General features: G+C 69.7%; 22 protein-coding genes and 1 pseudogene. 9 read left to right on the top strand and 14 right to left on the bottom strand.

The window, feature by feature from the left end; genetic code table 11:
• Positions 1–39: 39 nt before the first annotated feature.
• The 4 genes from ACQEXA_RS22480 to ACQEXA_RS22465 are packed head-to-tail and all read right to left on the bottom strand — an operon-like array spanning position 40 to position 4,424.
• Positions 40–642, bottom strand: coding sequence for a hypothetical protein (locus ACQEXA_RS22480; RefSeq protein ID WP_432931921.1), 603 nt, complete (start codon positions 640–642; stop codon positions 40–42).
• Positions 629–2,164 carry a substrate-binding domain-containing protein gene (locus tag ACQEXA_RS22475; RefSeq protein WP_433130841.1) on the bottom strand — a complete coding sequence of 512 codons (1,536 nt, stop codon included), beginning with the start codon at positions 2,162–2,164 and terminating at the stop codon, positions 629–631. Before ACQEXA_RS22475 ends, ACQEXA_RS22480 begins: the two co-directional genes overlap by 14 nt.
• Positions 2,161–3,336, bottom strand: a complete 1,176-nt coding sequence (locus tag ACQEXA_RS22470) for a toxic anion resistance protein (protein WP_433130839.1) — start codon at positions 3,334–3,336, stop codon at positions 2,161–2,163. Before ACQEXA_RS22470 ends, ACQEXA_RS22475 begins: the two co-directional genes overlap by 4 nt.
• Positions 3,333–4,424: a hypothetical protein gene (locus ACQEXA_RS22465; RefSeq protein WP_432931927.1), complete on the bottom strand. Its 1,092-nt coding sequence runs from the start codon at positions 4,422–4,424 to the stop codon at positions 3,333–3,335. Before ACQEXA_RS22465 ends, ACQEXA_RS22470 begins: the two co-directional genes overlap by 4 nt.
• A gap of 695 nt (positions 4,425–5,119) precedes the next feature.
• On the opposite strand from ACQEXA_RS22465, the gene ACQEXA_RS22460 reads away from it, so the two are divergent.
• Positions 5,120–5,242: a hypothetical protein gene (locus ACQEXA_RS22460; protein ID WP_432931931.1), complete on the top strand. Its 123-nt coding sequence runs from the start codon at positions 5,120–5,122 to the stop codon at positions 5,240–5,242.
• A gap of 115 nt (positions 5,243–5,357) precedes the next feature.
• Here the strand turns inward: ACQEXA_RS22460 and ACQEXA_RS22455 are convergent, their stop codons facing one another.
• The 3 genes from ACQEXA_RS22455 to ACQEXA_RS22445 form a co-directional block, all read right to left on the bottom strand.
• A complete protein-coding gene (locus ACQEXA_RS22455) occupies positions 5,358–5,906 on the bottom strand; it encodes a tetratricopeptide repeat protein (RefSeq protein ID WP_432931933.1) in 549 nt (182 codons plus the stop codon).
• A 218-nt stretch (positions 5,907–6,124) separates the two neighbouring features.
• Complete coding sequence (locus ACQEXA_RS22450) at positions 6,125–6,589, bottom strand: hypothetical protein (protein ID WP_432931934.1); 465 nt, start codon at positions 6,587–6,589, stop codon at positions 6,125–6,127.
• Positions 6,590–6,691: 102 nt separating this feature from the next.
• Positions 6,692–7,903: a pyridoxal phosphate-dependent aminotransferase gene (locus tag ACQEXA_RS22445; protein ID WP_359392218.1), complete on the bottom strand. Its 1,212-nt coding sequence runs from the start codon at positions 7,901–7,903 to the stop codon at positions 6,692–6,694.
• A gap of 127 nt (positions 7,904–8,030) precedes the next feature.
• Between ACQEXA_RS22445 and ACQEXA_RS22440 the strand changes: the two genes are divergently transcribed.
• Entirely contained in the window at positions 8,031–8,777 is a 747-nt protein-coding gene (locus ACQEXA_RS22440; RefSeq protein WP_433130837.1) for a hypothetical protein, read from the top strand.
• A 161-nt stretch (positions 8,778–8,938) separates the two neighbouring features.
• Here ACQEXA_RS22440 and ACQEXA_RS22435 read toward each other — a convergent pair whose 3' ends face one another.
• The 4 genes from ACQEXA_RS22435 to ACQEXA_RS22420 form a co-directional block, all read right to left on the bottom strand.
• Positions 8,939–10,768, bottom strand: coding sequence for a zinc ribbon domain-containing protein (locus ACQEXA_RS22435; protein WP_433130835.1), 1,830 nt, complete (start codon positions 10,766–10,768; stop codon positions 8,939–8,941).
• Positions 10,765–11,382 (bottom strand): IS607 family transposase, encoded by a 618-nt coding sequence (locus ACQEXA_RS22430; protein ID WP_433130833.1) that lies wholly within the window; start codon positions 11,380–11,382, stop codon positions 10,765–10,767. The genes ACQEXA_RS22435 and ACQEXA_RS22430 overlap by 4 nt, the downstream gene beginning before the upstream one ends.
• A 91-nt stretch (positions 11,383–11,473) precedes the next feature.
• A complete protein-coding gene (locus ACQEXA_RS22425) occupies positions 11,474–12,403 on the bottom strand; it encodes a transposase family protein (RefSeq protein WP_433130831.1) in 930 nt (309 codons plus the stop codon).
• Positions 12,404–12,483: 80 nt separating this feature from the next.
• Entirely contained in the window at positions 12,484–14,190 is a 1,707-nt protein-coding gene (locus ACQEXA_RS22420; protein ID WP_433128026.1) for an ISAzo13 family transposase, read from the bottom strand.
• A gap of 286 nt (positions 14,191–14,476) precedes the next feature.
• Here ACQEXA_RS22420 and ACQEXA_RS22415 point away from each other — a divergent pair, with 286 nt between their 5' ends.
• A complete protein-coding gene (locus ACQEXA_RS22415; RefSeq protein WP_433130829.1) occupies positions 14,477–15,343 on the top strand; it encodes a S1 family peptidase in 867 nt (288 codons plus the stop codon).
• A gap of 30 nt (positions 15,344–15,373) precedes the next feature.
• On the opposite strand, the gene ACQEXA_RS22410 is transcribed toward ACQEXA_RS22415, so the two are convergent.
• Positions 15,374–16,984 carry an N-acyl-D-amino-acid deacylase family protein gene (locus ACQEXA_RS22410; RefSeq protein ID WP_432931944.1) on the bottom strand — a complete coding sequence of 537 codons (1,611 nt, stop codon included), beginning with the start codon at positions 16,982–16,984 and terminating at the stop codon, positions 15,374–15,376.
• A gap of 90 nt (positions 16,985–17,074) precedes the next feature.
• On the opposite strand from ACQEXA_RS22410, the gene ACQEXA_RS22405 reads away from it, so the two are divergent.
• On the top strand, positions 17,075–17,293 hold the full coding sequence (locus ACQEXA_RS22405; protein ID WP_432940059.1) for a hypothetical protein: 219 nt from the start codon (positions 17,075–17,077) through the stop codon (positions 17,291–17,293).
• A gap of 299 nt (positions 17,294–17,592) precedes the next feature.
• Here ACQEXA_RS22405 and ACQEXA_RS22400 read toward each other — a convergent pair.
• A pseudogene (locus ACQEXA_RS22400) lies at positions 17,593–17,814 on the bottom strand (transposase); the annotation flags it as partial.
• A 194-nt stretch (positions 17,815–18,008) separates the two neighbouring features.
• Between ACQEXA_RS22400 and ACQEXA_RS22395 the strand changes: the two are divergent.
• The gene (locus tag ACQEXA_RS22395) at positions 18,009–20,162 is read left to right on the top strand and encodes a zinc ribbon domain-containing protein (RefSeq protein WP_433130827.1); all 2,154 of its coding nucleotides are present in this window, start codon (positions 18,009–18,011) and stop codon (positions 20,160–20,162) included.
• Positions 20,163–20,168: 6 nt separating this feature from the next.
• Here ACQEXA_RS22395 and ACQEXA_RS22390 read toward each other — a convergent pair whose 3' ends face one another.
• A complete protein-coding gene (locus tag ACQEXA_RS22390; protein ID WP_432931948.1) occupies positions 20,169–21,446 on the bottom strand; it encodes an amino acid deaminase in 1,278 nt (425 codons plus the stop codon).
• Positions 21,447–21,655: 209 nt separating this feature from the next.
• On the opposite strand from ACQEXA_RS22390, the gene ACQEXA_RS22385 reads away from it, so the two are divergent.
• The 4 genes from ACQEXA_RS22385 to ACQEXA_RS22370 all read left to right on the top strand — a co-directional run bounded on the left by ACQEXA_RS22385 (position 21,656) and on the right by ACQEXA_RS22370 (position 25,478).
• Complete coding sequence (locus tag ACQEXA_RS22385) at positions 21,656–22,702, top strand: sugar kinase (protein ID WP_432939506.1); 1,047 nt, start codon at positions 21,656–21,658, stop codon at positions 22,700–22,702.
• Positions 22,699–23,460 (top strand): IclR family transcriptional regulator, encoded by a 762-nt coding sequence (locus ACQEXA_RS22380; RefSeq protein WP_360995796.1) that lies wholly within the window; start codon positions 22,699–22,701, stop codon positions 23,458–23,460. Before ACQEXA_RS22385 ends, ACQEXA_RS22380 begins: the two co-directional genes overlap by 4 nt.
• Entirely contained in the window at positions 23,457–23,867 is a 411-nt protein-coding gene (locus tag ACQEXA_RS22375; RefSeq protein ID WP_432931950.1) for a RidA family protein, read from the top strand. Before ACQEXA_RS22380 ends, ACQEXA_RS22375 begins: the two co-directional genes overlap by 4 nt.
• A 135-nt stretch (positions 23,868–24,002) precedes the next feature.
• Positions 24,003–25,478, top strand: a complete 1,476-nt coding sequence (locus ACQEXA_RS22370; RefSeq protein ID WP_432939509.1) for a GntP family permease — start codon at positions 24,003–24,005, stop codon at positions 25,476–25,478.
• Positions 25,479–25,510: the final 32 nt, after the last annotated feature.

Here is a 25,510-nt window from a genome sequence, read left to right as displayed (position 1 = left end):
GTGCGGGGCCCGGCCCGTTGCGCTCGGTCCTGGGGCGGATCACTTCGAGCGGTCCTCCAGGTACCAGGTGTGGGTCTCCTGCCGCCTCGCCTCCGTCTCCCGCAGGGCGGAGGCCAGCCGGCTCGCCTCGTCGTGGAGCAGGGTGAGCTGGCGCTCGAGATGACGTTCCGGCGGCTCCTGCCCCGGTGTCATCCGGCTCCACCAGCGTGTGCGCACGAAGGTGTCGACGGCCTCGGGCAGGTCCTGGCGCACGGCCCGCGACAGCGCGTGCACGCCTTCGGGGTCCTGCGCGAGCACATCGGCGACCCAGCCCGGGTCCAGCAGTGCGGACAGCACATCGGTCAGTTCGGTGAGCCGGCCGGCGGCGGCGGGCGGCAGCTCGACGTCCGCGAGATAGGCGCGCAGCTGCCCGAAGTCGGCCCTCAGCTCGTCCAGCTGCGCCGACGGGTCGGGGAACTGGGGCAGCGCCGGGCGTTCCGGCGGGGCGATCAGCGCGCCGGCACCGTACAGACCGGCGACGACGACGGGCCAGTAGGGGCCCGCGACGCCGGTGAAGGTGAGCACGAGGCCCACGAGTCCGCAGGCGCTCCCGGCGATGTTCTTCCGGGACTCGGCATAGCGCAGGAACCTACTGGTAGCCACGGATCTCCTCGAAGGCACCGTCGAGCGAGCCCTTCCGGGCGTCGAAGAGGCGGCCGCCGGTCAGGTCGGCGATGTGCTCCAGCTCCGCCTGGTCGGAGTCGCCGAAGAGGATGGGGAAGACCGGGATGTCCCGCTGGTGGCCGGTCAGCCGGTGGTAGAAGCCGTCGAAGTCACCGGCCTCGGCACCGCTGGTGTTCTCGCCGTCCGTCATCAGCACGATCGACGTGAAGGTGTCACGGTCGTCGCCGAGCTGCCCGTACGCCTTCTCCAGGGAGGTGTAGATGGCGGTGTCGCCGTCGGCGTGGAGCGCCGACGTGTCCGCGCGGATGGCGCCCAGGCCCCGCTGCGGATCGGCGGGGCTGACGACATGCGTCCGTACGCTCTTGACCTGCGAGCCGAACGGCATCAGCGTGACCTCCTCCCGGTCGCGGAAGTCGCCGGTGAGGTCGGTGAGGGCCTTCTTCAGCCGGGCGAGACGGTCGCCCTCCATCGATCCCGAGGTGTCCAGGACGTACACGGTCCGGGACGGGCGCCGCAGTTTGTTCTCGTAGGCGTCGAGGAGGCGGTCCGCCACGCTGCGCGTGCCGGGGAAGGGCAGTTCCCGCCGCCGGCTCGGGTCGAGACCCGCGGCGGCCCGTACCGACGCGACCACCGGGCGGCGGTGCGTGCGTTCGGTGATCAGCCGCTGCACGGCCGGCGTGCGCAGGGCGTCGGCGAGACGGCGGACGTCGTCGCGGGTGCCGGGGCTCGTCGAGGCGAGCGAGGAGAGGGGGTAGTCGGCGGTGACCACGCCGTCGCGGGGGCGGATCACGGTCAGGCCCCGGATGCCCTTGAGGACGGACTCGTAGTTGAGCAGGGCGTCGACGCCGCCGCGGCGGGTGTACGCGGTGGCCAGCCAGCCGGACGAGCCCGATGTCAGCTTCTGCCCCTTGAAGAACTGCTTCAGCTTCGGGGTGGCCTTGGCGACGTCCGCCTCGGTGAGCGCGGACTGGGCGCCGGACAGCCCGGAGGCGACCGAGATCAGCGTGGAGAACCCGGAGTTGGAGCGGGCGGGATCGATCATGCCGTAGGTGAGCCTGCCGTCCTGCACGGCCTGCTCGACCTGGGACCAGGTGACGCGCTCGGGGTCCCAGTGCAGTGCGCTGATGGTCCGGGGCTTGACACCGATGGCGACCGGGCTGGACATGACCGGCGTCTCGGAGACGACCTTGCTCGCGGCGTCGGGGCGGAGGCGGAGGTAGTCGTCGGAGGAGAGCCACAGGGCGTCGTACGCGCCGTCGACCTTGCCCTTCGCCAGGAGATCCACGGCGTCGAGGGTGCCCATGTAGGTGGGCCGGACGGTGCTACCGGTGCTCTTGCGTACCTGGTCGAGGATCGGCGCCATGTCGCTGAGCTCACTGGAGGCGAGGACGCGCAGGGTGCCGGGCCCGGGCGCGCCGCGGTCCTTCGGCTCGTCCTTCGGGACCGTACAGGCGGTCAGCAGGACGGCGAGCCCGGCGACCACGGCCAGACGTCGTCTCATCCGAGCCCTCCCTCCAGCACGCTCTGCGACCGGCTCCGCTCCAAGTACGAGCTCGCCTCCTGCAGTTCCGCCGTCAGGGACTCCACCGTGGCCGCCATGGTCTCCATCGCCTGTGCCTTGTAGGTGTCGATGGCGTCGAGGGTGCGGTAGATCTGCTGGAAGGCCGAGCGGAGCGTCTCCGCGCCGACCGCAGGATCGGCGGCGATACGCTGGATCTCGCCGCTCTGCGTCGCGAGCATCTCGGCGTTGCCGCGGATGAGGTCCTCGGTGGTGCCCCGCAGGGCGTTCACCTGGTCGACGACCTTGCGCTGATTGTCCAGGGCGGAGGCGAGCATCACGGAGATGCGCAGCGCCGAGACGGTCGTGGTGGCCGCGCGGTCCACGCCCTTGATCAGTTCGTCGTTGTTGCGGCGCACGACGTCCATGGCGAGGTAGCCCTGCGCACACACCGCGAGCTGGGTCAGCAGGTCCTGGTGCTTCTGCCGGACCGGGAACAGGACATCGGCCCGCAGGGTGTCGCCCCGCGCGGGATCGGTCGCCTCGACGCCCGCGATGTGCCGCTCGACCGCCGTGTCCAAAGCCTCGGTGAGTACGACGTACTCCTGGAGCTTGCCCATGGTCTCCCAGAGGCGGACGCGCTCGGTCTGGAGTGCCGCGTTGTCGCGGCGCAGTTCGTCCTGACCGCCGCGCAGGGACCCCACGATCTTGTTCAGGGTGCCTTGCGCGGAGGCGTACTTGGCGACGTGGTCGCGCAGCTTGTTGCCGCCGGGGAGCCGGGAGAGGAACTTCCGTCCCTTGTTGGCCGGCAGGTCGCGCGGATCCAGGTCCTCCACCACCCGCCGCAGTTCGACGAGCGAGCCGCCGACCCTCGACTGGGCGTCCTCGCCCTTGCCGGGCAGGCTGCGGATGGTGCGCTCCAGCATGCGGTTGGACTGGGCGGCGGCGTTGCGCATCTCGCTCGCGCCGAGCGCGGTGATCTCCCCCACCTTGCCGGCGAATTGGGGAGAGCGGGCGTCGAGCGCGGCGAGCCCCTCGATATAGGCGGTGGCCTTCCGGTCCATGTCCGCGCGTACGGAGTCGTCGAGCGGTACGAGCCCGCCGGCCTTCTCCCGCGGCACGGCGGCGACGGGCTCGGGCGGGGTCAAGGTGAAGGCGTCGTCGTTGTCGGTCATGTGCGGTCTCCCCCCTGGGCCCGGGCCCGGCGCGCCATCTCGTGCAGCACCGCGGAGGTGGGCACGGGCGCCTGCCGGATGCCGGTCAGCTTCTGGTTGAGGTACTGGGTGTACGAGGCGGTGGCGGCCGTGAACTCGGCGGTGTCGCCCTGCGGCCGGAACCCGTGCCGGACGGCGAGCTTGCGCAACGCCGGGTCGATGGTGAGGAGTTCACCGAGGTCCCGGCCGGCCTCGGTGAGGGGTACGACGGTGTGGTCGCTGTTGGCGGTGGTGTCGGGGTAGAGGACGGTGAGGTCGTCCGCGCCCTGACCGTCGCGGAGCAGCGAGGCCACCTGTGACTCGTACACCAGGACGAGCGGATTGCCCGCACCGCTGATGAAGTCCCGGAAGGCGGCGTCCGAACTGGACTGCTGGGCACCCTGGACGCTGATCAGTTTGCGCATCAGGGGAGCGGTGCGGCCGACGTCGGCGTCGCTCGCCGCCACCCGGCCGCCCGCCGCCACATAGCTCGCGGCGGCGAGATACAGGGCGCCCGAGTTCGAGGTATTGGGATCAGTGCTGGCGATGTACAGCGTCCCAGTCAACTCCCCGTGCCCGGCGGCGCCCTTGAGCTGCTGCCAGGTGCGGTCGTGGCGCGCGGCGTCCAGGAAGGCGGCCATACGGAGGGTGCCGCGATGGTGGTCGAGGGTGGCGATCCCGTTGGCGGCGAGAACCTGGGCGGCGTTGCGGTGGGCCACGACGACCAGCGGGGAGTAGAAGGGCCGGGGGAGCGGCTGCCGGACGTGGAACTTGCCGGCGAGCGCGTCGGCGGGCGCCTGGCTGGAGGGGAAGGCGAAGTCGTACCCCTTGAGGTCGAGCCCCTCCATGGCCCAGGACCCGGAGGTCTCGGTCTTGACGGTGTAGCCCTTGGCGGCAAGGGCCTTCACCACAGCGGGATCGGCGAAGAACTCCGCCTTCTCCGATCCGATCACTCCCCGCACGGTCTTCGTTGCCGTGCTGTTGTCCTTACCTTCGCGGCCCGCGACGACGGCTGCCACAACTCCGCCGATCAGCAGCACCGCAAGGACGATTCCTGCGATACGTCTCACACGAGGAGCGTGCTCCCGGAACCCAACGTTCCCCCTGGTCCGCGGTGAACAGGGGGTGACGGACCGGTCCCGGAACGCAACCGGAATGAGCCATGCCGATCAGCGTTGAGGTGTGACTGCCACTGCCGCTGCGCGGGTGACCTTGGCCTATGACACGGGCACTTGTTGTAATCGATTGAATGCGGAGAGTAAACAATGAGCTCGCCCGGCGTCAAAAGGCGACGTGGCACGCATGCGAACGGCGCACCGAGTGCGCGCGCTTGCGGTCTGATCCCTCAAGCTCGAGGAAGGTTCTCTGGTGAGCCGTAGCACGATCCGAAGTTCACGCGTGAAAACCGCCGCTGTGGTGGCGGGCGCGTTTGCCCTCGCGCTCAATGTCGCCCCGAGCGCGATGGCCGTCGCCGGGACGATGCACAAGTCCGGTGTGACCATCAACGACCCCGGTCCGCGCGGCGACAGGGGCGAGCGGGGCGAGCGGGGTGACCCGGGTCCCCGTGGTCCCGAGGGCCCTCCCGGTCAACCGGGCCTCACCGACACCTACGTCGTGTTCGACGCGACCCCGGGCGTTCTTGGGGGCATGGGGGACACGGCCCTCCCGTCGGTCGCCCTGTGCGCCGACAACAACGACGAGGTCGTCGGCGGCGGATACAGCACCACCCCCAGCACTGTCCCCCCCCATCGGCGCCAGCCCCAACGTGAACTCGAGCACCCCGATCGACTCCGGCAGGGACGGGTGGCAGGTCAACGCCGACACCCCGCTGCTGCCGGGGCAGTCCGTCACCGCCTACGTCGTCTGCGCCAGGGTGCCGGGCAACTGATTCCCGAGTGGGTTCCCTGGCGAGCGGCAGTGTCAGTGGCTGTCCGCTACATCTGGGAAATGTGACGGTGTCCCGAGGTTTGCGTCTCGGGGCACCGTCCCCTTTTTCTCCGGACTTATCTGAACTGATCGGACACTTGGGAGCGCAGTGAGGGATTGGCCGCGACGGCACGACGGAATTCGTCCTTGGCCTCACTGTCGCGGTGCTTCTCCGCCAGAATGTGCCCGAGTTGCAGATGGGCCGCGGCACCTTTCGGGTCGGCGGCGAGAAAACGCCGAAGAAGTTCCAAGGCCGCATCGGGGTCGCTCGACTTCAGCAGCATCGCCTTGTTGTAGAGGGCCGGTGTGTAACCCGGATCGGCCTTCAGCGCCTTGTCGTAGGCGGCGCGGGCATCGGTCGTCCTGCCGTCCCACTGCGCGATGACCCCCAGGTTGTACCAGGCGAGCTTGTTGCCGGAGTCGAGTTCCACCACTCGCTTGTAGGTGTGGGACGCGCCCTTGGAGTCCTGGCGTTGCTCCTGCACAAGGGCGCTCTGCAGAAGGGAGTTGGCCTGCTGGTTCTTCTCAGCCGCTGAAGCGGGCCTGGAATCGGATGGTGCGGTCGACGGGGACTGCGCGGTCCAGATCGCCGCGCCCGCGGCGACTGCCGCCGTTCCGCCGAGCACTGCCCATAATCTCGTACTTCTCACTTGGTCACATCTCGTCTAACGGTCCGTCACTTCCGCCGACGTTACGAGGACTTCCCGATGGCACCGCCATTCGGCAGGCACTTCGGGACGGCAGACCACCCGAACGCAGTGCTGTGGCGCCCGGTCCGCGCGTCGCTGCGGGTGCACGCGGACCGGGGCCGTCCGAGGGGGCCGCTCGCCGCGGCCCGGAGGGATCAGCCGGCGGCGATGGGCGACCGGGGCCCGGCCAGCGCGGCGGTGTGCGCGTCCATGCGTTCGGCGGACAGGATCGCCGCGGCCGTATCGGCGCGGGACGCCGCGACCACCAGGGCCCGGCCCGCCAGCGCGTGGGCGCGCCGGTGCAGTTCCGTGACGCGCGACACGTCGCCGTGTGCAGCCCGTGCCGCAGGGGTCGGCGGCACTCCTCCCCCGAGCTCTCGGCTGCGCTCGGGCAGGGGGGACCCCCATCGCAGCCGAGCCACCTGGCAGGCCAGTCGCTCGGCGGCCGTGTCCAACTCCCCGGAGGGCTCCAGCGCCCGCAGCTCGTCCGTCACCGCGAGCAGTGCCGTCAGATGGCCCGCGAGCTGGATGTCCAGCTCCTCCTCGCGTGAACGGTGCGGGAAGTCGGGGGTGGTGCAGGCCCTCGTGTGGACCGACTTGGTGCGGATCGGTTCGTACATGGGACGGCCTCCTGTGCTCTGACAGGAAACCATCCTAGCTTGGATTTCGTCTAAAGTTGAGCCGGATTGCACAACGTGTGCGCCGAACACGCACAGTGAGCCTCAGGGCTGGCTGTAGCCGTCCAGGAAGTCCCCGATGCGGGTCATCGCCGAGGTCAGGTCCTGCACAGTCGGCAGGGTCACCACCCGGAAGTGATCGGGCTCCGGCCAGTTGAAGCCCGTCCCCTGCACGACCATGATCTTCTCGCGGCGCAGCAGGTCCAGGACCATCTGGCGGTCGTCCTTGATCTTGAAGACCTTGGGGTCGAGGCGAGGGAAGAGGTACAGCGCCCCCTTCGGCCTGACGCACGACACACCCGGGATCTGCGTCAGCAGCTCGTACGCCGCGTCCCGCTGCTCCTTCAGACGTCCGCCCGGCAGCACCAGCTCGTTGATCGTCTGGCGGCCGCTGAGCGCCGCCACCACACCGTGCTGACCCGGCATGTTCGCGCACAGCCGCATGTTCGCGAGGATGGTCAGCCCCTCGATGTACGACGCCGCGTGCGCCCGGGGGCCCGAGATCGACATCCAGCCCACCCGGTATCCCGCCACCCGGTACGCCTTCGACATGCCGTTGAAGGTGAGGGTCAGCAGATCCGGGGCCACCGCCGCCGTCGGCGTGTGCGTCGCGCCGTCGTAGAGGATCTTGTCGTAGATCTCGTCGGAGCAGACGAGGAGGTTGTGCCGGCGCGCGATGTCCGTCAGGCCGCGGAGCACCGCCTCGTCGTAGACGGCGCCCGTCGGGTTGTTGGGGTTGATGATGACGATCGCCTTGGTGCGGTCGGTGACCTTCCGCTCCACGTCGGCGAGGTCCGGCATCCAGTCCGACTGCTCGTCGCAGCGGTAGTGCACGGCCGTACCGCCCGACAGCGACACCGCCGCCGTCCACAGGGGGTAGTCGGGGGCCGGCACGAGCACCTCGTCGCCGTCGTCCAGCAGGCCCTGCATCGCCATCACGATCAGCTCGGAGACGCCGTTGCCGATGAAGACGTGCTCCACGTCCGTCTCGATGCCGAGGGTCTGGTTGTGCATCACGACCGCCCGGCGGGCCGCGAGCAGGCCCTTGGCATCGCCGTACCCGTGTGCCGTCGAGACGTTGCGCAGGATGTCCTCGAGGATCTCGGGCGGGCACTCGAAGCCGAAGGCGGCGGGGTTGCCGGTGTTGAGCTTGAGGATGCGGTGGCCCGCGGCCTCCAGTCGCATGGCCTCCTCGAGAACCGGGCCCCGGATCTCGTAGCAGACGTTGGCGAGCTTCGTGGACTGGATCACCTGCATGTCCGTGAGCTTACGGCCGCGTACCGCCTCGTGCCCCGTGTTTTCCACCACGTGGAGCACGATGGGTTTGAGCGGTTATCGCCGGTAACTGCCCCACGGATCACTCTCACCCCTAAAATGCACGCCCATGGCATGGGAGCAGGGGCACGACGGCGGGGCCGACGGGGCGAATGCCGCGAACGGTGCGGAGGGTGGGTACGCCACGGAGGGGGCGCACCCGGCGAACGGCGGCCCACAGGGTCCCCCGAACGTGTACCACCCGAATGCCGCGACGGCGCCCGAGTACGAGCAGTACAACGACCCCGCGGCCGCCCACGGCTGGCAGAACGCCTACGACGAGACGCAGAAACTGCCCGCGGTCCCCGATGCGCCGGTCCCCGATGCCACAGTCCCCGATGCGCCGGCCCCTGTGACGCCCCGGCCGGAGGCCGGCTCGCGCCGGGAGGCGCGGCTCGCGCAGCGCCGCTCCGGGATGCCCCGGCGGGCGGCCGTCGCCGTCGGTGCACTGGGCGTGGTGGGCATCGCCGTCGCGCTCGTGGCCGGCTTCGGTTCCGGCTCCTCGGGCGCGCCGGGTGATGCCGGCGAGTCCATACGGCCGAAGGCCGCGCCGTCCTCGTCGCCGGCGCCGACCACTCCGTCCGCGTTCGACACGGACGGGTCCGCCGCACAGCCGTCCAGTACCCGCGCATCGTCGGCGGCCGCCACGGCGTCGCCGACGGCCGCCGCCTCCCCGGGGACCGGTTCCGCGCCCGCCCCCTCCTCTCCGGCGCCCACCAGTCAGAGCCCCTCCGCCACCGCGGGCGGCGGCTGGGGTGACGGTGACTGGCAAGGCGGGCAGGGCCATGGGCACAGGCCCACCAAGAGGCCCAGGTAGCCGAGCGTCTCTGATCAGCTATGCGATCCTGAGTCGGATTGAGTTTCCGGGATCGTTTCCCACCGTGGTGGGGGGGCGTGGGCGTGGAGGTGGAATCCCGCGCCGAGTGCTGCCCCTCGTGGCCGGTGGCCGGTGGCCGGTGGTGGATGTGCTGACCGTGTTCATGCCCTGGTGTCGGTGGGCTGCGCGGGGCAGCCGGGTCCGGTCCGTGTGAGCGTGTCCCTCCGGACGCTGGCCGGCACGACCGTGAGGCCGTGCTGGGGGGGTGCCCCGCGTCGCCTGGGCGCGGGGCGTGTGGAACGTGGCCGGGTGGGGCCGGTCTTGGTCCGGTCCTTCCGGCTGGTCTTGGGAGTCGGTGTGAGGACGGCGTTCGCTTCGAGGTTGTCGAGGACCGTCCGGATCGCCATGTGGCCGCTGGTGTGGTCGGTAACGGTCGTGGCCTGGTGGGCCAGGCCGCGGGCTGCGATTCGTCGCCAGGCACCGTGGTCGCGGTCGCCCTGCCAACGGTAGTCCTGGTGGGGGCAGATGGCCCATTTCCATCCCGCAAGGGTGGGCCGGTCGGGGGTTTTGCGGTGCCGCAGCGGGGTCAGGCAGTGCGGGCACAGTTTGGAGGTGTTGCGGGCCGGAACCGTGACGACGGCGATGCCCTGTTCGGTGGCGAGGTGCCGCATGCGGTCGGCGATCTGTCCGCGGACCTGCTGGGACAGGCGGGTGTTCAGGGTGCGGCCCATGCCCCCGGCTTCCATCGACCGCAGATCCTCGACATAGATCACCGTGGCCCCGGCGGCAATCGCCTGGTCGACGGCCCACCTGGCGGCAGCCCACGCAAGCGCGTCATTGAGGCTCGACCGGCGCTGCGAGACATGTTGGATCTCGCTGCGGAGCACGTCCAGCTTGGGGGCAAGCTGGTGGTCGTGGCCTGCGATCAGCCGTTCATACTGGTCGGCCTTGGTGTGCAGTCGCTCCGAGAGGCGGCGCAGGCGGTGCTGCTTGGCGAGCACACCGGCGGCCCGGAACTGGCCGCCGGCACCGAGCGCGGTGATCCGCCCCTCGCCGTTCAGTTGCACGGCGCCCGCGCTGAGGAGCGTGTTCAGGCCCCAGTCCACGCCGAGCGCCACCGCATGACCAGTGCGGCTGGCCTTGGGAACGGCGTGGGTGTAGGCCAGGTCAGCGCGCACGGTGTCACCCGCGAGGCGAAGGGTGGGAAGGTGGAGCACCGCCGATGCCGGGACCGTCGGCGGCAAAGCGATGGGGCAGGCCACCCACGTCCAGTCCCGGTATGCCTGCGGGTCGGGGCGGGTGGGCAGCTGAAGCCGTAGCAGCGCCTGCCCGGTGCCGGTTTCGGAGCGTTCGATCGTGGCCTGCTGCCCGTCGCATGCGGCGAGCAGCAGCAGGCGCGCCACCTTCGGGGCGCCTTCGAGTTCGAACACGTCCACGGGCAGACGGCCGTTGGCCTTGAGATACGTGGCGGCCTGCCGGGTGCGGGCCTTGATGATGCTGGACGGCAGATACTTTCCACCAGGGACCGCTGCGCGTACGGTGTCCCACTCGCGGGGAGTGCGCTTGCTCGGATCGATGGGCCACGTCGCCAGGACTCCGGCAGTCAGGTCGGCGCGCCACTTCGCCGAGCGCAGCGCCCGCCCGGCCTGCTCTTGGGCCATGCGCACGATCCGGTCGTTGACTTTCACGCCCTCGGGCGGGGCGGCACTCCAGCCCAGACGCCGCAGCGCCATCCACGCGTTCGACGGCAGTGCCCGGCCGCCCTCGTCCACGCCGGCGGCCAGCACATCAACATCGCCGGTATTGCAGTGTTCGGCCAGCAGGGCGGCGGCCAGGTTGGACACGAGGTCCGCGCACCAGCCGACGCGTAACCTCACAGCGGACAGCGACAGGCGTTCGCCGGTCTTCTCGTCCACTGCCCGGCGGAGCAGGGCGCGGGCGCACGAGGTACGGGGGGTTTTGCCCTTACCGATCGGCAGCTTTCGACTCACGCGGCGCGCCCTGCGTCGCACTGGCCCGACTCGGCCAGCAGGCGACGCCGGTTTTCGGCCGACCGCATCCTGTACAGGCGGCCGGTGAACGTGGTGACCAGCGACACAAGGTCCTCAAGGAGTTCGTCCCGGCTGCTGAGCTTCTTCGGGTGCGGCACCTCAAGACTCGCGCCGTACACGGACAGCACGTGTGTGAGCCAGTCGACACCAAACCGTGCGAGCCGGTCCTCATGCGTCACGCGAACCACGGTCACCGAACCGTCCGCGACGGCCCGCAGGAGCCGGCTCAGACCGGGCCGGTCCTCTCGCAGCCCAGAGGCCCGGTCACGGAAAACCTTGACGATCTCGCCGGTGGAGGTGGCCCGCAGCTCCTTCTCCTGCGTCTGAAGCGAGGCTTCCTGCTCGTGGGAGCCGGACACGCGCAGGTACAGGCCCTCCAGGCGGACACGCTCGCCACCGGTGGAGACCTTCATTGCTTCCACATCGATCGAGGAGAACCGGCGCTCACGCCTGACCCAAGTCACCGGAATCTTCCCCGAGTCAGCCCAAAGCCGAAGCGTCACGGGGTGAACACCCAGACTTTTGGCGGCCTTTGAGAGTCGAAGAAGTTCCACACGGTCACTGTACGATTACTGAAAAACTCTAACGAGTTGGTGCGCGATTGAGGTCGGGTCGTGTTGGCCTGGCGGGTTGGCTGGTGGATGATCACCGCTCGGCGGTGCGGTCGGAGACCAGGCTGGCGATGGCCAGGTGGGTCTCGTCGTAGTACTCGCGGCGTCCGATCCAGCGCTGGAGGGACCGCCACTGCTTGTGCTCGGCGTTGGCGTGCTCGACTGGAATCCGCTCGGAGGACTGCTTCTTGCGAGCGGCCTCCCAGACAGCTACTTCTTCGGGCGGGGAATCCTTCTTCGGCTTCAGCGGCGGGGCTTCGACCTGGTTGGGAAACTGTTTGGCCAGGCCTCGGTATCCGGCGTCCACCTTGGCCTTCACCTGGGGGAACTGCTCGAACAGGTCCGAGATGCCTTCGGTCTTCAGCGCGGTCTGATCGTGCATACGGCCGGGCCGGAAGGCCCCGGTCCACAGGGTGCGGCCCTTCTCGTCGCTGATGACGCTGGCCTTCTTGGTGTTCTGCTTCATCTTGCCGGAGACGAACGCCCGGCGGCCGGGCTTGTTCACCCGGGGGCGGCGTACACGGACCTCGGTACCGTCGATCCGCAGTTCCACACCGTGGGAGGCGGCGTAGGCGAAGACATCAGCCAGGGAGCGAAGCCGCAGGTCGGGGCCATCGGGGATAGCGAAACCGCGGGCGGCGAGCAGGGGGCGTACCTCGTGAACGGCGCGGGTGATCGTGGAGCGGTCCACGCCGTAGAACACGGCGAGGGCGGCGTGCGGGAGTTGGAAGCGCAGGACGACCAGGGTGGCAATGACCCGGTCGGTGAAGACCAGTTCGTGGTCGGGGCCGGCTCCTGCGGCGCGCTGCCGGTCGTGGCCTCGGCGTTCGCGCAGCCGGGACTCCTCACGGGCCGTCCACGGGTCGGCCAGCTCCACAATCAGCTTGCTTAAGCGGCGGCGCGGGATCCCCGTACAGATACGATGCCTCAAGGCCGTGCGGGCCCATCCTGACGTCACAATCATGATCGTCCCGCACGGCCGTTCGCGTACCTAGGCAGGGGGTGTCAGCTATCGCGCACCAAGCCGTAAGGGCGCGCAGAGAATCAACATGCTGGTTTGATCTTCGTTGGTGGCTGGTTGCCGTACCTGTCGAGGTGGGTAGCCAGGTCCGTTGGGGTGCGGAATCTGGCTGTCGACGGCGGGATCGTGTGGCCGGCCTCGGCCAGGAGGGGTCGCACTTCCTGGACAGCGCGGGTGAGGGTGCTTCTGGTGACGCCGAAGAGCTGGGCAAGCAAGTCATGGGTGCCGATCTTGCGCTGGTAGAGCACGGTGGCCAGGATCCGGTCGGCGTCGGAGAGCTTGTCCTTGGCCCCTGCGCCGCGTGTTCGGTGTCGTTCGCCGCCCCGTCGCTCGTGGCGGAGCCGCTCGCGCTGTTCGGCCAGGGCAGGGATCAGATCGTTGAGCAGGGTGTCCAGTTCGACGAAGGTCATGCCGGTCAGCTCAGGGTCCCAGAGCATGGAGCCGTCGATGCGAGCCGGTGCTGCAGCCGGCCGGGCGACGGTCGCGGGATCCGTCCTCGGGCCGGGAGTGGGCGGGGCATCGGCGGGGTGGAGCGTGTAGTTCCAGTCTCCGTGGAAGCGGTGCCTGCTCATCGCCAGGGCGTCGATCTCGGCGTCGGTGACTTTGATGCCGGTGTCGTAGGTGTTGGTGTCGAGTGCGGCCTCGACCCGGAGCCCGGTGCCGGTGGTGGTGGCTGCGATGGTATTCACGATGACGTCGTGGCTGGTCAGCGGTCTGCCGCGCCAGTTCATGGAGATGTGGGAGAACAGCCGGTGCTCCACTCTGTTCCATTTCGATGTGCCGGGCGGCATGTGGCAGACCGTGATCTGCAGGCCGGTCTCGGCCGCGAGGGCTGCGAGTTCGGTCTTCCATGCGCGGGTGCGGTAGCCATTGGAGCCGCCGGCGTCCGCGGTGATCAGCAGCCGTGCGGCATGCGGGTAGTCGTGCCGGCCACGGGCATGCCACCAGCGGCCAATCGAAGCGACCGCGAAGGCCGCGGTGTCGTGGTCGCACCCGACGTTGACCCAGCCGGTGTTCGCCGTGATGTCGTAGATCCCGTAGGGGATCGCCTTGCCCGGCCCCTGCCGGTCGAGGAAGTCGTGCGTCTTGACCTGCACCGGCTCGCCCTGAGGCTGCCACTCACGCCCAGCGTTCTTGTACTCGCCGACCAGCTCTTTCTTCTTCGTGTCCACGCTGATCACCGGATCCCCGGCGTCTCGGTGATCGCGGGCCTGTTCGTTGATGTAGCGGAACTGCGCGTCGCGGTCGGGATGCTGGCTGCCCTCGATCGTCTTGGCGTTGGCCTGCAGACTGAAGCCCTCCTCGCGCAGCAGGTCACCGACGGTGTCCGCCGAAACGCGATGGCCCTGCCGAGTGAGTTCACCGGCGAGTTTGCGCGTCGACTTCGTCGTCCAGCGCAGCGGCGACATCGGATCCCCACGCATATCCGGCTCGACCAGCGCCAACAGCGCAGGACGCAACCCCTCGTCCACCTCGGCCGCCCTCTTACGCCCGCCGCCGGGGCGGCGGACCCGTCCCGAAGGCTCCGCACCCGCCTCCAGCTCGTCGACGCCCTTGCGGACGGTGGTCTCGCTGACCCCGGCCGCCTGCGCGACCGCCCGGATCCCGCCGTGTCCCAGGATCCGGGCCTCGGTTCCCATCAGCAGACGGCGCTGACGCTCGTCCAGGTGCGGAACCAACACCGCTAATCTCACAAAGAGTTGATCACGAGTCTCCTGCGATATGGCCATATCACATCAACGAGCCAGATCCACGGAAGCAACACCTTGATTCTCTGCGCGCCCTAAGCAAATTGATGAGTCTGCCGCAAGGCGGCCGACGGCTGCCGTGAAGGTGCCGCCGGTCCGTCCCGTATGCGTGGGCACCGCGGCGGTCCCGGCAGCTGCTTGGAAGGGCCGAAAACCGCTCCTTGCCCCCGTACGCCCCACTGCTGACAATGCGCATGACAAACCAGGAGGGCAGGAAGACCTCCGGTCCTCCCCGTCATCGCAACCTCATCCAGAGGGGACCCCCCACATGAGAAAGCCTCTCGTCGCCGCACTCTTCGCTCTGGTCATCGCCGGGGCGGGCGCGGCGCCGGCGGTCGCGGAACCCCAGTCCGCGGCGACGTCCGGCACGGTGGCCACGGCGCCCGGGACGGCCACCGTCCAGGCCGTCGACTTCGCCGGCACCGTCTCGCTCAGCAACTGCTCCGGCTCCGTCATCCGTTTCCCGAACTCCGCGGACAGCGACCCGGCGCTCGTGCTCACCAACGGCCACTGCCTGGAGACCGGATTCCCGAACCCCGGTGAGGTCATCGTCGACCAGGCCTCCAGCCGCAGCTTCGGCCTGCTCAACTCCTCCGGCACCAAGGTCGCCACCCTCCGTGCGAGCAAGGTCGCCTACTCGACCATGACCGACACGGATGTGACGATCTACCAGCTGACCCGCACCTACGCGCAGATCAAGAGCTCGTACGGCATCGGTGCGCTCACCGTCGCCGACACCCACCCGGTCGCCGGCACCGCGATCAGGGTCGTCTCCGGGTACTGGAAGCGGATCTACAGCTGCACCATCGACGGGTTCGTCTACCGCCTGAAGGAGGGCGGCTGGACCTGGAAGGACTCGGTCCGCTACACCTCCGCCTGCAACACCATCGGCGGCACCTCGGGATCGCCCGTCGTCGACACCTCCACCGGCAAGGTCGTCGCGGTCAACAACACCGGCAACGAGGACGGCCAGACCTGCACGGTGGACAACCCCTGCGAGGTCGACGCGAGCGGCAACGTGACTGTCCGTCAGGGGATCAACTACGCCGAGGAGACGTACCAGATCCCCGCCTGCTTCGGCACCGGCAACAAGCTGAACCTGAACGCGAGCGGCTGCGTCCTGCCCAAGCCGTAGCATCCGGCGCCGAAGGCGCGGGGCGGGCGGTCACACCGGAGTCCGGCGGACCGCCCGCCCGGCGAGGACGTCCGTCCTGCGCCCGTCCTCGATCGCGAAGCGGCCGTCGACCAGGACGTACGGGATGCCCGTGGGAAGCGTGCGCGGCCGCTCGAAGGTGGCGCCCGCGGCGACCGTGGCCGGGTCGAAGAGGACCAGGTCCGCGCGGTGTCCCTCGCGGACCAGGCCGCGGTCCGGCAGCCGCAGCCGGGCCGCCGGCCGCGAGGTGAGATGGGCGACGCACTCCTCCAGCGACAGCACGCCCAACTCCCTCACATACCGGCCCAGATAGTGCGGGAACGTGCCGTAGGCGCGCGGGTGCGGTTTCGCCCCCTGGAGGATGCCGTCCGAGCCGCCGGTGTGGACCCGGTGGCGCATGATCGCCCGCACGTTCTCCTCATGGCCCACGTGCTGCAGGATCGTGGGGCCGAGCCGGTCCTCGACCAGCAGCCGCCGGGCCGTCGTCCACGGGGCCTCGCCGCGCAGGTCCGCCGACTCCTGGACGGTCCGGCCGATGTAGGAGGCGAGCCCGGGCCCGCTCACCCCGGAGATCTCGATCGTGTCCCACTCGATGGGGACGCCGTGGCAGCCGTCGGCGCCGGTGACCTCCATGTCGTGCCGGATCCGCTCGGCCACCGCGTCGTCGGCGAGCCGCGCGAGGATCTCCTCGGGGCCGCCCTCGCTCGCCCAACTGGGCAGCATCGCGGCCAGCGTCGTCGAGCCCGGGGTGTAGGGATAGGTGTCCAGCGTGATGTCCGCGCCCGCCGCGAGCGCCTTGTCCAGCAGGGACAGCAGTTCGGGGGCGCGGCCCTCGTTCACGCCGAAGTTCATGGTGGCGTGGGCGAGGTGCAGCGCACAGCCGGCCTCGCGGGTCAGGGCCACCATCTCCTCGTAGGCCTCGAGGGCGCCCGCCCCGTACGAGCGGTGGTGCGGGCAGTAGTAGCCGCCGTAGGAGGCCACCACTCGGCACAGCTCGGCCAGTTCGGTGTCCGGGGCGTACATGCCGGGCGTGTAGGTGAGCCCGGACGACATGCCGACGGCGCCCTGCTCCATCCCCTCCGCGACCAGTCGCCGCATCCGGTCGAGCTCCGCGGGCGTCGCCTCCCGGTCCTCCCAGCCGACGGCCAGCATCCGGACCGTGCCCTGCGGGATCAGATACGCGGCGTTGACCGCGATGCCCTCGTCCAGACGGTCCAGGTACTCGCCGACGGACCGCCAGGTGAAGTCGATGTCGTCGCCATACCCGTTCCAGCCGGTGATCGCGCGGCGCACCTCGGCGAGCGTACGGTCGTCGATCGGGGCGTACGACAGCCCGTCCTGCCCGACGACCTCGAGCGTCACGCCCTGCGCGACTTTGGCGCTGTGGTCCGGGTCGCGCAACAGGGCCAGGTCGCTGTGCGCGTGCATGTCGATGAAGCCGGGGGAGAGGACCAGGCCCTCTGCGTCCAGCTCGCGGCGGGCCTCGGGGCGCTGGCAGCCGGCCGCCGCGGCCTCCTTGACGATGGATACGATCCTGCCGTTGTTGACGACCACGTCGGCGCGGTAGGCGGGTTCCCCGCTGCCGTCCACGACGTCGGCGTCCCGGATGACGAGCTCTTCCACGCCGGATCTCCTAAGAGCCATCACGTAATGCCGGTGGGCCACGCCTTGCTTGGGTGATGGCCCTGTTTACCGGATGTCGAGTTTGAGGTTGTGGATTGCGGCGACGCCGGCGACGCCATGGTTGACGGCATCGCCACGGCACCTGCATTGGCGGAGGATCTGGTGGTCTTTGAGGCGGGCGATGGTGTGTTCTTCGACCGCTCGCCGTTTGCGGAACCTTCGGTAGGTGTGGTCTTTGATGATGCGGCCGTTGGGTCCGCGGCGTGGCGTGCGCATGCGGTCGATGCCGCGGTAGCCGCCCTCGCCTGAGGGTCTCGGATGGTCGGGCAGCGTTGGTGCGAGGGTTGCTCGGAAGACGACGACGTCGTTGCGGCCCTCGGCGACGCCGCCCCGACAGCCGGGACCCGGCGGTCACGGACCCGGCAGATGATCTGCATGTTGACGCTGCGCCGGTAGTTCTTGCTTTTCGCAGTGCGGGATTGGTCGTGGATGGGAGTGAGTGCGCTGTCGACAATCCGGAGTTCCCGTCGATCGGCGGGCGGTGGACCGAGGAGCTCGGCGAGGGGTTTCGCGAGCCGGTCGATAGTGCGGTGCGCTGCAGCATGAGTGATGCCGAAGAGGGCATCGAGTTGCTGCATGGTCAGGTTGGTGCGGTAGGCAAGCTCGATAAGAAGGACCTGGTCTGCACATGGGAGTGCCCAGGGGTGTCCGCGGCCCGTGTCGGGCTTGAATTCCCACAGTTGCTGGACGAGATGGTGGAGTTGCGGTCCTGTCAGGTCTGTCCACGCACGCAGGTCAGCAGAGGTGCAGTGAGCAAGCCGCAGACGCATGAGGAAAGCATAAGGCCGGAACTGCTGCCGGGCTGGAGGCTGTTGTCAGTGGGGGCATGTAGCTTCGGTGTTGGTTGCCGTGCTGCCAACGGTGCGGATGGACACCTGTGGTTGGGACGTTGAAAGACAATCCGGCAGCCCTTCACGGGGCTGCCCTGGAACCGCGTACTCGCGAATTAGGAGGTGGGTTTTCGGTGAGTGTTGAGATGCTCGGGACGGTGCCTGCCTCCGACGACGCGCCGGCCCGCCGGTTCCGCGGGAAGAACAAGGGCGTCCGGTGGAAACGAGGCGAGGACACCGAACTTGCGGTGATTCGCCTCCCGTTGGATGTTCACGACCTCGCGTCTGTGCACCGGGTTGAGCAGCTGTTTTCCTCCATGTGGTCGGTGAAACGCGCTCTGCAACGCGACGCACGTGCCGCGGTCGACGCGTACTGGGCCGGTGACGTGCGCCGGGAGGCGGATGCGAAAGCCTGGCGGATTGCGCTGGGTCTGACCCGGGAGGGTATGGAACGCCGCGCGTACCGGCACATCGAGAACTCCGGTCATCTTGGGCATCACGTCACCAAAGCACTGGTGATGCACCAGGCTGACGAGGTCTTCGAGACGTCGATAAGGCGGCACTTGTTCCCGGATGCGTCGGGTCGCAGGTTCGGGCGCCCGAGGGTGGGCCGCTGGTGGGGCTACACCCGGATCCCCGGCCGGGCCCGATCACATACCACCGCGCGGAAGTGGGAGACGTTCCGCTTGCACGGCACGCTTGCCGGGCACCTGGACGTCTACCGGCACCGCAGCCTTGAACCTTCGGTGGCTACACCGGAGCAGGCAGCGGCACTTCCGGCAGGGATGAGGGTGCTGGAGCAGCCGCGTCGTCTGCTCGTGCCTGCACGCCCCACAGGCCGCATACCGACGGGTGAAGTGACACCGAAAGGCACACCGAAGACCCGGGCTGCTACGTGGTGGGACCACGCCGGCCCCCTGGCCGTCGTGTTCAGCGGGGGTGCTGCTTCGCAGCGCGGGGACCTGGTCCTGCCCGTGCGACTGCCGTCCGGCTCCGGCCGGTGGCCGCGGCTGCTGCACTTCCTGAACAACCCGGACACGCGGCACAAGGTTGATCTCGTTCGCCGCCGCGACGCCGGATCCCCTGGCGGGTGGGCCTACGAAGCTCACCTGATGGTCCTTGCCGGAGGTTATGCGTCGCCTGCGACAAGGGCCCGGCGGAAGGCCGCGGCTGGATCGCAGCGTGTGGGCGGGATCGACGGGAACGTCTCCAATCTGTCCGTCGTCTCCCTTCCGGATACTTTCGACCCCGACGACGGGCCCCTGCACGTAACCCGAGTGGAGCTCACCGAGACGGAACGTGCCGCGCTCGAGCAAGCCCATCGCAAGGAGCGTGGCCGCAAACGGGCTCTCGACCGCTCCCGCCGGGCGACCAACAACGCCCAATACCAGCCATCGAAACGGCAACAGGCCCGCGCGGAGCGGCGCCAGGCCGCAGGCCTGCCGGCCCGGAACGTTGAGGTGCCTGGAGGAGCCCGGGCCGCAAAGAAGGCCGGTGTTCCCAAGCAGGCGTACCGGCGTGACGCCCTGTCGGCCGGTTACCGGTTCGACCGGGCCCGGCTCGCGGAGGCGGCGGCGACCGCGGCCGCGGCGCAAGACCATCGCGCCCGGCGCATCGCTGAACAGATCGTTGCCGGACACGGCAACCGGCTGGTCGTCGAGGACTGCGACATTCGCACCTGGTTCCGGCTATGGGGGAAGGCCTTACAGGCCACGACTCCTGGACGGGTCATCACCGCGATATCCCGCGAATGCGAGAAGGCTGGCGGCTGGCTGTTGCGCGCGTCCACGTTCACCACCCGCCTGTCCCAGACGTGTCTGTGCGGCGAACGGGTCGCCAAAACCCTCGCCGACCGGATCCACACCTGCCGAGAGTGCGGGCTGATCGGCGACCGCGACTTGGTGTCCGCCCTCCTCGCCGCCCACGTCCTCCTCGGCGATCCGGACGACCCCAGCACTGCGTGCCTGGACACTGTCCAGGCGCGCAGCACACAAATCTTGTTCCAAGCAGGGCTGCAAGAAGCCCTGTCGAGTCAACCGCAGCGCGGTGCCCGCCCCAGCCCGGGCCGCACCCACGCGGCAGCTTCTGCCCCGAACACCTCGGGACAACAGGCCTCTGCTCGACACAACACCGACGACCGGTACCGGCCCACCCCGAATGAGACCCGACCCGCAACCACGCGGCACAAGGCCCACGTCGGAACAGCCGCCCACACGGACAACGCGCCACCCACACGCGCACGCTCTGCACCGGAACTGGTCGACCGGCATCACACCAGCATCACGTGATGACTCTTAGAAGAACGTACGGATGTAGTCGACGACCGTGCCGTCCGCCTCGGCCACCGGGATCAGCTGCCACTTGTCGAAGGACGTGCACGGATGGGACAGGCCCAGCCCGATCCAGTCGCCGACCTCGACGTCCGCTTCGGGGTCCGTACGGAGCCAGGCGTGCTGGTCGGAGAGGGCGGTCACCGAGACGCCCGTGGCCGGCCGCTCCTCGCCGTCCCGGCGTACCACCTGGGCGAAGGGCAGGTCGAGGTCGTAGGCCGCGTCCCGCTTGCCCGCGTTGGCGAAGGCCTGCTCCGGGGAGGGGCGGGAGACCACCTGGGCCCACAGGCGGAACGCCGGCTCCAGCCCGCCCTCCTGCGGGACGCGGGTGAATGGGGTGAGCTTGCGGTAGTGACCGTCGTCGTGCGAGACATAGGCGCCCGAGCGCAGGAGCTTCAGCACTGGTGCGGAGAGTTCCGGGATGTCCGCGAAGACGTCCGCCACCGCGTCGAACCACGCGCTGCCGCCCGCGCTCACCACGATCTCGCCGAGACCGGCGAAGCGTCCCGCCTTGTCGAACTCCACGGCCAGCGCGGTGAGCCGGCGCAGCCAGGCGCGTACCCGGTCCGGGTTCGCCTGCGGCACCTCGCCCTCGTACCCCGCCACGCCCACCAGCCGCAGGGTCCGCGTCGCCGCCACGGCGTCCGCGACCGCCGCGCACTCCTCCTCCGTGCGCACGCCGGTCCGGGCACCCTCACCGGCCGCCAGCTCCACGACCACGTCGATCCGGCGCGCCGTCCCCTGTAGTGCCGCGTCCATCAGCTCCACGCCGCGTACCGAGTCGACGTAGCAGATGAAGTGGAACTCCTCGTCCGCGGCGAGGTCGGCGGCCAGCCCGCGAAGGGCCGCCGGATCCACGAGCTCATTGGCGAGGAAGACCCGCTGGATGCCGAACTCCCGTGCCACACGCACCTGGTGGGGGACCGCGAGGGTGATGCCCCAGGCGCCGTGCTCGATCTGGCGGTGGAAGAGCTGGGGTGCCATGGACGTCTTGCCGTGCGGGGCGAAGGCGAGGCCGTGGCGGGCCGCGTACGTCTCCATGAGGCGGACGTTGTGGTCCAGTCGCTCGGCGGACAGGGCGAGGACCGGGGTGGTGAAGCCGCCGGTGAAGAGATTGCGGCGCTCGGCCGCCAGTTCGGCGAGTGTCAGGCCCTGGGCGTCCGGCGGGAGGCCCTTGAAGCGGTGGTCGACGCGTTCCGCTCCGAGGGCGGCGAGGCGTTCTGCGGCGGTGTCTGCGTCCATGGGGCCTCCTTGAGGTCGACCATTGCAGAATGTGCAACGGTCGTTGCGTATCTCGCTTGCTGCTGTCTAACATCCCGGCCAACACGCGGTCAACGGAGTCGCCGCGACCGTTCCCGAGCTTGTGCCCCCGCTCGAGCAGGGGCACTCCCGTCCGACGAGGAGCCACCACCATCGTGACCGCCAACGGCCTGCCCACCGCCCCGGACGCCATGGACACCGTGGACGTCGTCGCGCTCGGCGAGTCCATGGTCACGTTCCTGCCGTCCCGGCCGGGGCGCCTCGCCGACGTGCCGTCCTTCGAGCGGGGGATCGGCGGCGCGGAGTCCAACGTCGCGTGTGTGCTGGCGGCCGCCGGGTACTCGGCGCGGTGGGTCAGCCGGGTCGGGGCGGACGGCTTCGGAGACCACCTGGTCGAGGCCATCGGGGCGTACGGCGTCGACGTCGCGTCCGTACGGCGTGATCCGGCGCGGCGCACCGGCATCTATTTCCGCACGGCGGGGGACCGGGCGACCGACGCACACGAGGTGGCGTACTACCGGGCGGGATCGGCGGCCTCGGCGATGACGGTGGAGAACGTCGACCTGGACGCGGCACGGTCCGGCCGGGTGCTGCACCTGTCCGGGATCACGGCCGCGCTCTCCGGTGGCTGCCTGGATCTGCTGCGGGAGCTGACGGCGCCCCGTGCGGGGCGTCCGCTCGTCTCCTTCGACGTCAACCACCGCCCCGGGCTGTGGCGCGACGCCGACGGGCCCCGGGTGCTGCTGGAACTGGCCCGCGGAGCCGACATCGTGTTCGTCGGGGACGACGAGGCCCGGCAGGCGTGGGGGCTGCACGGCGCCCGCGCGATCCGGGAGGCGCTCCCCGAACCGGAGATCGTGGTCGTCAAGCAGGGCAGGGGCGGGGCGACGGCGCTCGACAAGGACACCGACGGCCTGTGCGAGGACGCCACGGGTACCGCCACCTTCGTACCCGCCCTGAACGTCGACGTCGTGGCCGCCGTCGGTGCCGGGGACGCCTTCGCCGCCGGTTTCCTCTCCGCCACCCTGCGCGGCCTGCCCGTCCGCGACCGCCTCCGCCGCGGCCATCTCATGGCCGCCGCAGCCCTCACCGTCCCCGGTGATCTCGCTGCCCCTCCCGCGCGCGACCACGCCGACCGTCTGGCCGCACTCGACGACGCCGGGTGGGGGACACTTCGACTCGGCCCCGGCTGGACCGAAGCCGACGTACGGGCCGAGGAGGAGGTACGGACACCATGAGCCAGACCGTCGACCGGGCGCTGAGCATTCTGCCGCTGCTCGCCGAGGGACCCGCCGATCTCGGACAGGTCGCGGACCGGCTCGGGGTGCACAAGTCCACCGCCCTGCGGCTCCTGCGCACCCTGCACGAGCACGGCCTGGTGTACCGCCAGTCCGACCAGCGCTACCGCCTCGGCGCCCGCCTCTTCGCCCTCGCCCAGGAGGCAGTGGAGAACCTCGACGTCCGCGAGATCGCCCATCCCCACCTCGTCCGCCTGAACGAGGAGTGCGGGCACACCGTCCACCTCGCCGTCTACGAGGAGAACGAGGTCCTCTACATCGACAAGGTGGAGAGCCGCTACCCCGTGCGGATGTACTCGCGGATCGGGAAGCCGGTGGCGATCACGGTCGCGGCCGTCGCCAAGCTGCTGCTCGCCGATCTGCCCGAGCCCGAGCGCCGCGCGGTCGTGGAGAAGCTCGACTACCCCCTGTACACGGCCCGTTCGACGCCGAACCCGGCCGCCTTCCTGAAGGAACTGGCGATCGTGCGCGAACAGGGCTGGGCCACCGACCTCGGCGGCCACGAGGAGTCCATCAACTGCGTCGCCGCCCCTATCCGCGGCGCCGACGGGCGGGCCGTCGCGGCCATGTCGGTCTCCGCGCCCAATGTCGTCGTCACCGCCGACGAACTCCTCACCCTGCTTCCGCTGGTGCGCCGTACCGCGGCCGCCATCACCCGGGAGTACTCCGGCAACACACCAGCAAAGGACGCCGTATGACGGACAAGATCGCCCTGACGCCGAAGACCCACACCACGCCGCCCGCCAGGTTCTCGCACGGCGTGAAGAAGGGGAACATCCTCCAGGTCGCCGGCCAGGTCGGCTTCCTGCCCGCCGAGGAGGGCAAGCCCCCCACGCCCGCGGGTCCGACGCTGCGCGAGCAGACCCTCCAGACCCTCGCCAACGTCAAGTCGATCCTTCAGGAGGGCGGAGCCTCCTGGGACGACGTGATGATGATCCGCGTCTATCTGACCGACGTGGACCACTTCGCCGAGATGAACGAGATCTACAACTCCTACTTCGAGGAGCAGGGCCTCACCCAGCCGCCCGCCGCCCGGACCACCGTCTACGTGGGTCTCCCGGCCGGCCTCCTCATCGAGATCGACGCGCTGGCCGTCCTCGGCTGACGCGGCGGCCGCCCCCCGCACCTCCGTACGTCGTCACGGTGCGGCGCCCCCCACCCCCGGGGTGCCGTGCCGCGATCTCCCTTGCCCGAAAGCTCCACGGTCTTACGAGAAGCAAGAGGTCCTCCTGTCATGCGCATGTCTTCTCTGGCCGCCACCGGAACCCCACCACCCCCGCCCCACACCGGCGGCCTGCTCCTCCTCGTCCACGGCACCGCCGGTCTGCTCACGGTCGCCGCACTCGGTATCGCGCTGCTGCTCGTCCTGATCATCAAGCTGCGGCTCCAGCCCTTCGTGGCGCTGCTGGCGGTCTCCATAGCCGTCGGCCTCGGCGCGGGCCTGTCGGTCACCGAACTCTTCGGCACGGTCCAGCGCTCGGACGCCGTCTCCCTCATCGAGTCGGGCATGGGCGGCACCCTCGGCCATGTCGCCATCATCATCGGCCTGGGCACGATGCTCGGCGCGGTCCTCGAAGTCAGCGGCGGCGCCGAGGTGCTGGCGTCCCGGCTGCTGGGCCTGTTCGGCGAGCAGCGAGCCCCCCTCGCCATGGGCCTGACCGGTCTGATCTTCGGTATCCCGGTCTTCTTCGACGTCGGCATCTTCGTGCTCGCGCTGATCGTGTACGCGGCCGCCAAGCGTGGGGGCAAGTCGATCCTGCTCTACTGTCTGCCCCTGCTGGCCGGCCTGTCGATGACCCACGCCTTCCTGCCGCCGCACCCGGGCCCGGTGGCCGCCGCCGGTCTGCTGAAGGTCGACCTCGGCATGGTCATCCTGATGGGCATCGTGTGCGGCATCCCGGCGGTGCTGGCCGCGTGGGCGTGGTCGGCCTGGATCGGCAGGCGGATCTTCGTGCCCGTTCCGCAGGACATGGTCGAGGCGGCGGAGGAGGCGAAGACCGCTCTCGCGCTGGAACAGCGGGCGGCCGGCGTCACCCCGCCGGAGAAGCCGGTGCCGCTCGCCACCGTCTTCGCGATCATCGGTACGCCCCTGATCCTCATCCTCCTCGCGACGTTCTCCTCGATCGCCTTCGACCCGTCGACCGGACGGTCCGTGATCGAGTTCTTCGGCCACCCGTTCGTGGCGCTGACGATCGCGCTGCTGCTGGCGTACTACCTGCTGGGCATCCGCCGAGGCTGGTCCCGCAAGTCCCTGGAGGCGGTGTCCACCGCCTCCCTCAAGCCGGTCGGCAACATCCTGCTGGTGGTCGGCGCGGGTGGCATCTTCGGTGCGGTCCTCAAGGGCAGCGGGGTCGCGCAGGCCCTCTCCGACACCTTCCACGACGTCGGCCTGCCGGTGCTCGTCCTCGCGTACCTGATCTCGCTCGTCCTGCGCGTGGCCCAGGGCTCGGCGACGGTGGCGATCGTCACGACGGCGGGCATCGTCGCCCCGCTCCTGTCGGAGGGCCACCACTCCCAGGCCTTCGTCGCCCTGGTCATCATGGCCATCTCGGCCGGTTCCATCTTCGCTTCGCACGTCAACGACGGGGGCTTCTGGATGGTGGCGAAGTACTTCGGCATCAGCGAGCGCGACACGCTGCGGACATGGACGGTGCTGGAGTCGGTGCTGTCGGTGGCCGGATTCGCGGCGGCCGCCGTGGTGAGTGTCTTCGTATAGCGAAGATTCGTATAACGATGCCGGGGCTGGCT

This window comes from Streptomyces sp. CA-106110, from assembly GCF_050936285.1.
GTDB lineage: Bacteria > Actinomycetota > Actinomycetes > Streptomycetales > Streptomycetaceae > Streptomyces.
Note: the sequence above shows the minus strand (reverse complement) of the source record. Positions and strands in the feature narration are given on the sequence as shown.

What these genes read in the sequence shown, in the direction of transcription:
- ACQEXA_RS22385 (WP_432939506.1), top strand. Translation starts at nt 21,656, where the DNA reads ATGGACACCGTGGACGTCGTCGCGCTCGGCGAGTCCATGGTCACGTTC.
- ACQEXA_RS22440 (WP_433130837.1), top strand. Translation starts at nt 8,031, where the DNA reads ATGGCATGGGAGCAGGGGCACGACGGCGGGGCCGACGGGGCGAATGCC.
- ACQEXA_RS22425 (WP_433130831.1), bottom strand. Translation starts at nt 12,403, where the DNA reads ATGATTGTGACGTCAGGATGGGCCCGCACGGCCTTGAGGCATCGTATC.
- ACQEXA_RS22370 (WP_432939509.1), top strand. Translation starts at nt 24,003, where the DNA reads ATGTCTTCTCTGGCCGCCACCGGAACCCCACCACCCCCGCCCCACACC.
- ACQEXA_RS22445 (WP_359392218.1), bottom strand. Translation starts at nt 7,903, where the DNA reads ATGCAGGTGATCCAGTCCACGAAGCTCGCCAACGTCTGCTACGAGATC.
- ACQEXA_RS22380 (WP_360995796.1), top strand. Translation starts at nt 22,699, where the DNA reads ATGAGCCAGACCGTCGACCGGGCGCTGAGCATTCTGCCGCTGCTCGCC.
- ACQEXA_RS22450 (WP_432931934.1), bottom strand. Translation starts at nt 6,589, where the DNA reads ATGTACGAACCGATCCGCACCAAGTCGGTCCACACGAGGGCCTGCACC.
- ACQEXA_RS22475 (WP_433130841.1), bottom strand. Translation starts at nt 2,164, where the DNA reads ATGAGACGACGTCTGGCCGTGGTCGCCGGGCTCGCCGTCCTGCTGACC.
- ACQEXA_RS22420 (WP_433128026.1), bottom strand. Translation starts at nt 14,190, where the DNA reads ATGGCCATATCGCAGGAGACTCGTGATCAACTCTTTGTGAGATTAGCG.
- ACQEXA_RS22375 (WP_432931950.1), top strand. Translation starts at nt 23,457, where the DNA reads ATGACGGACAAGATCGCCCTGACGCCGAAGACCCACACCACGCCGCCC.
- ACQEXA_RS22415 (WP_433130829.1), top strand. Translation starts at nt 14,477, where the DNA reads ATGAGAAAGCCTCTCGTCGCCGCACTCTTCGCTCTGGTCATCGCCGGG.
- ACQEXA_RS22470 (WP_433130839.1), bottom strand. Translation starts at nt 3,336, where the DNA reads ATGACCGACAACGACGACGCCTTCACCTTGACCCCGCCCGAGCCCGTC.
- ACQEXA_RS22390 (WP_432931948.1), bottom strand. Translation starts at nt 21,446, where the DNA reads ATGGACGCAGACACCGCCGCAGAACGCCTCGCCGCCCTCGGAGCGGAA.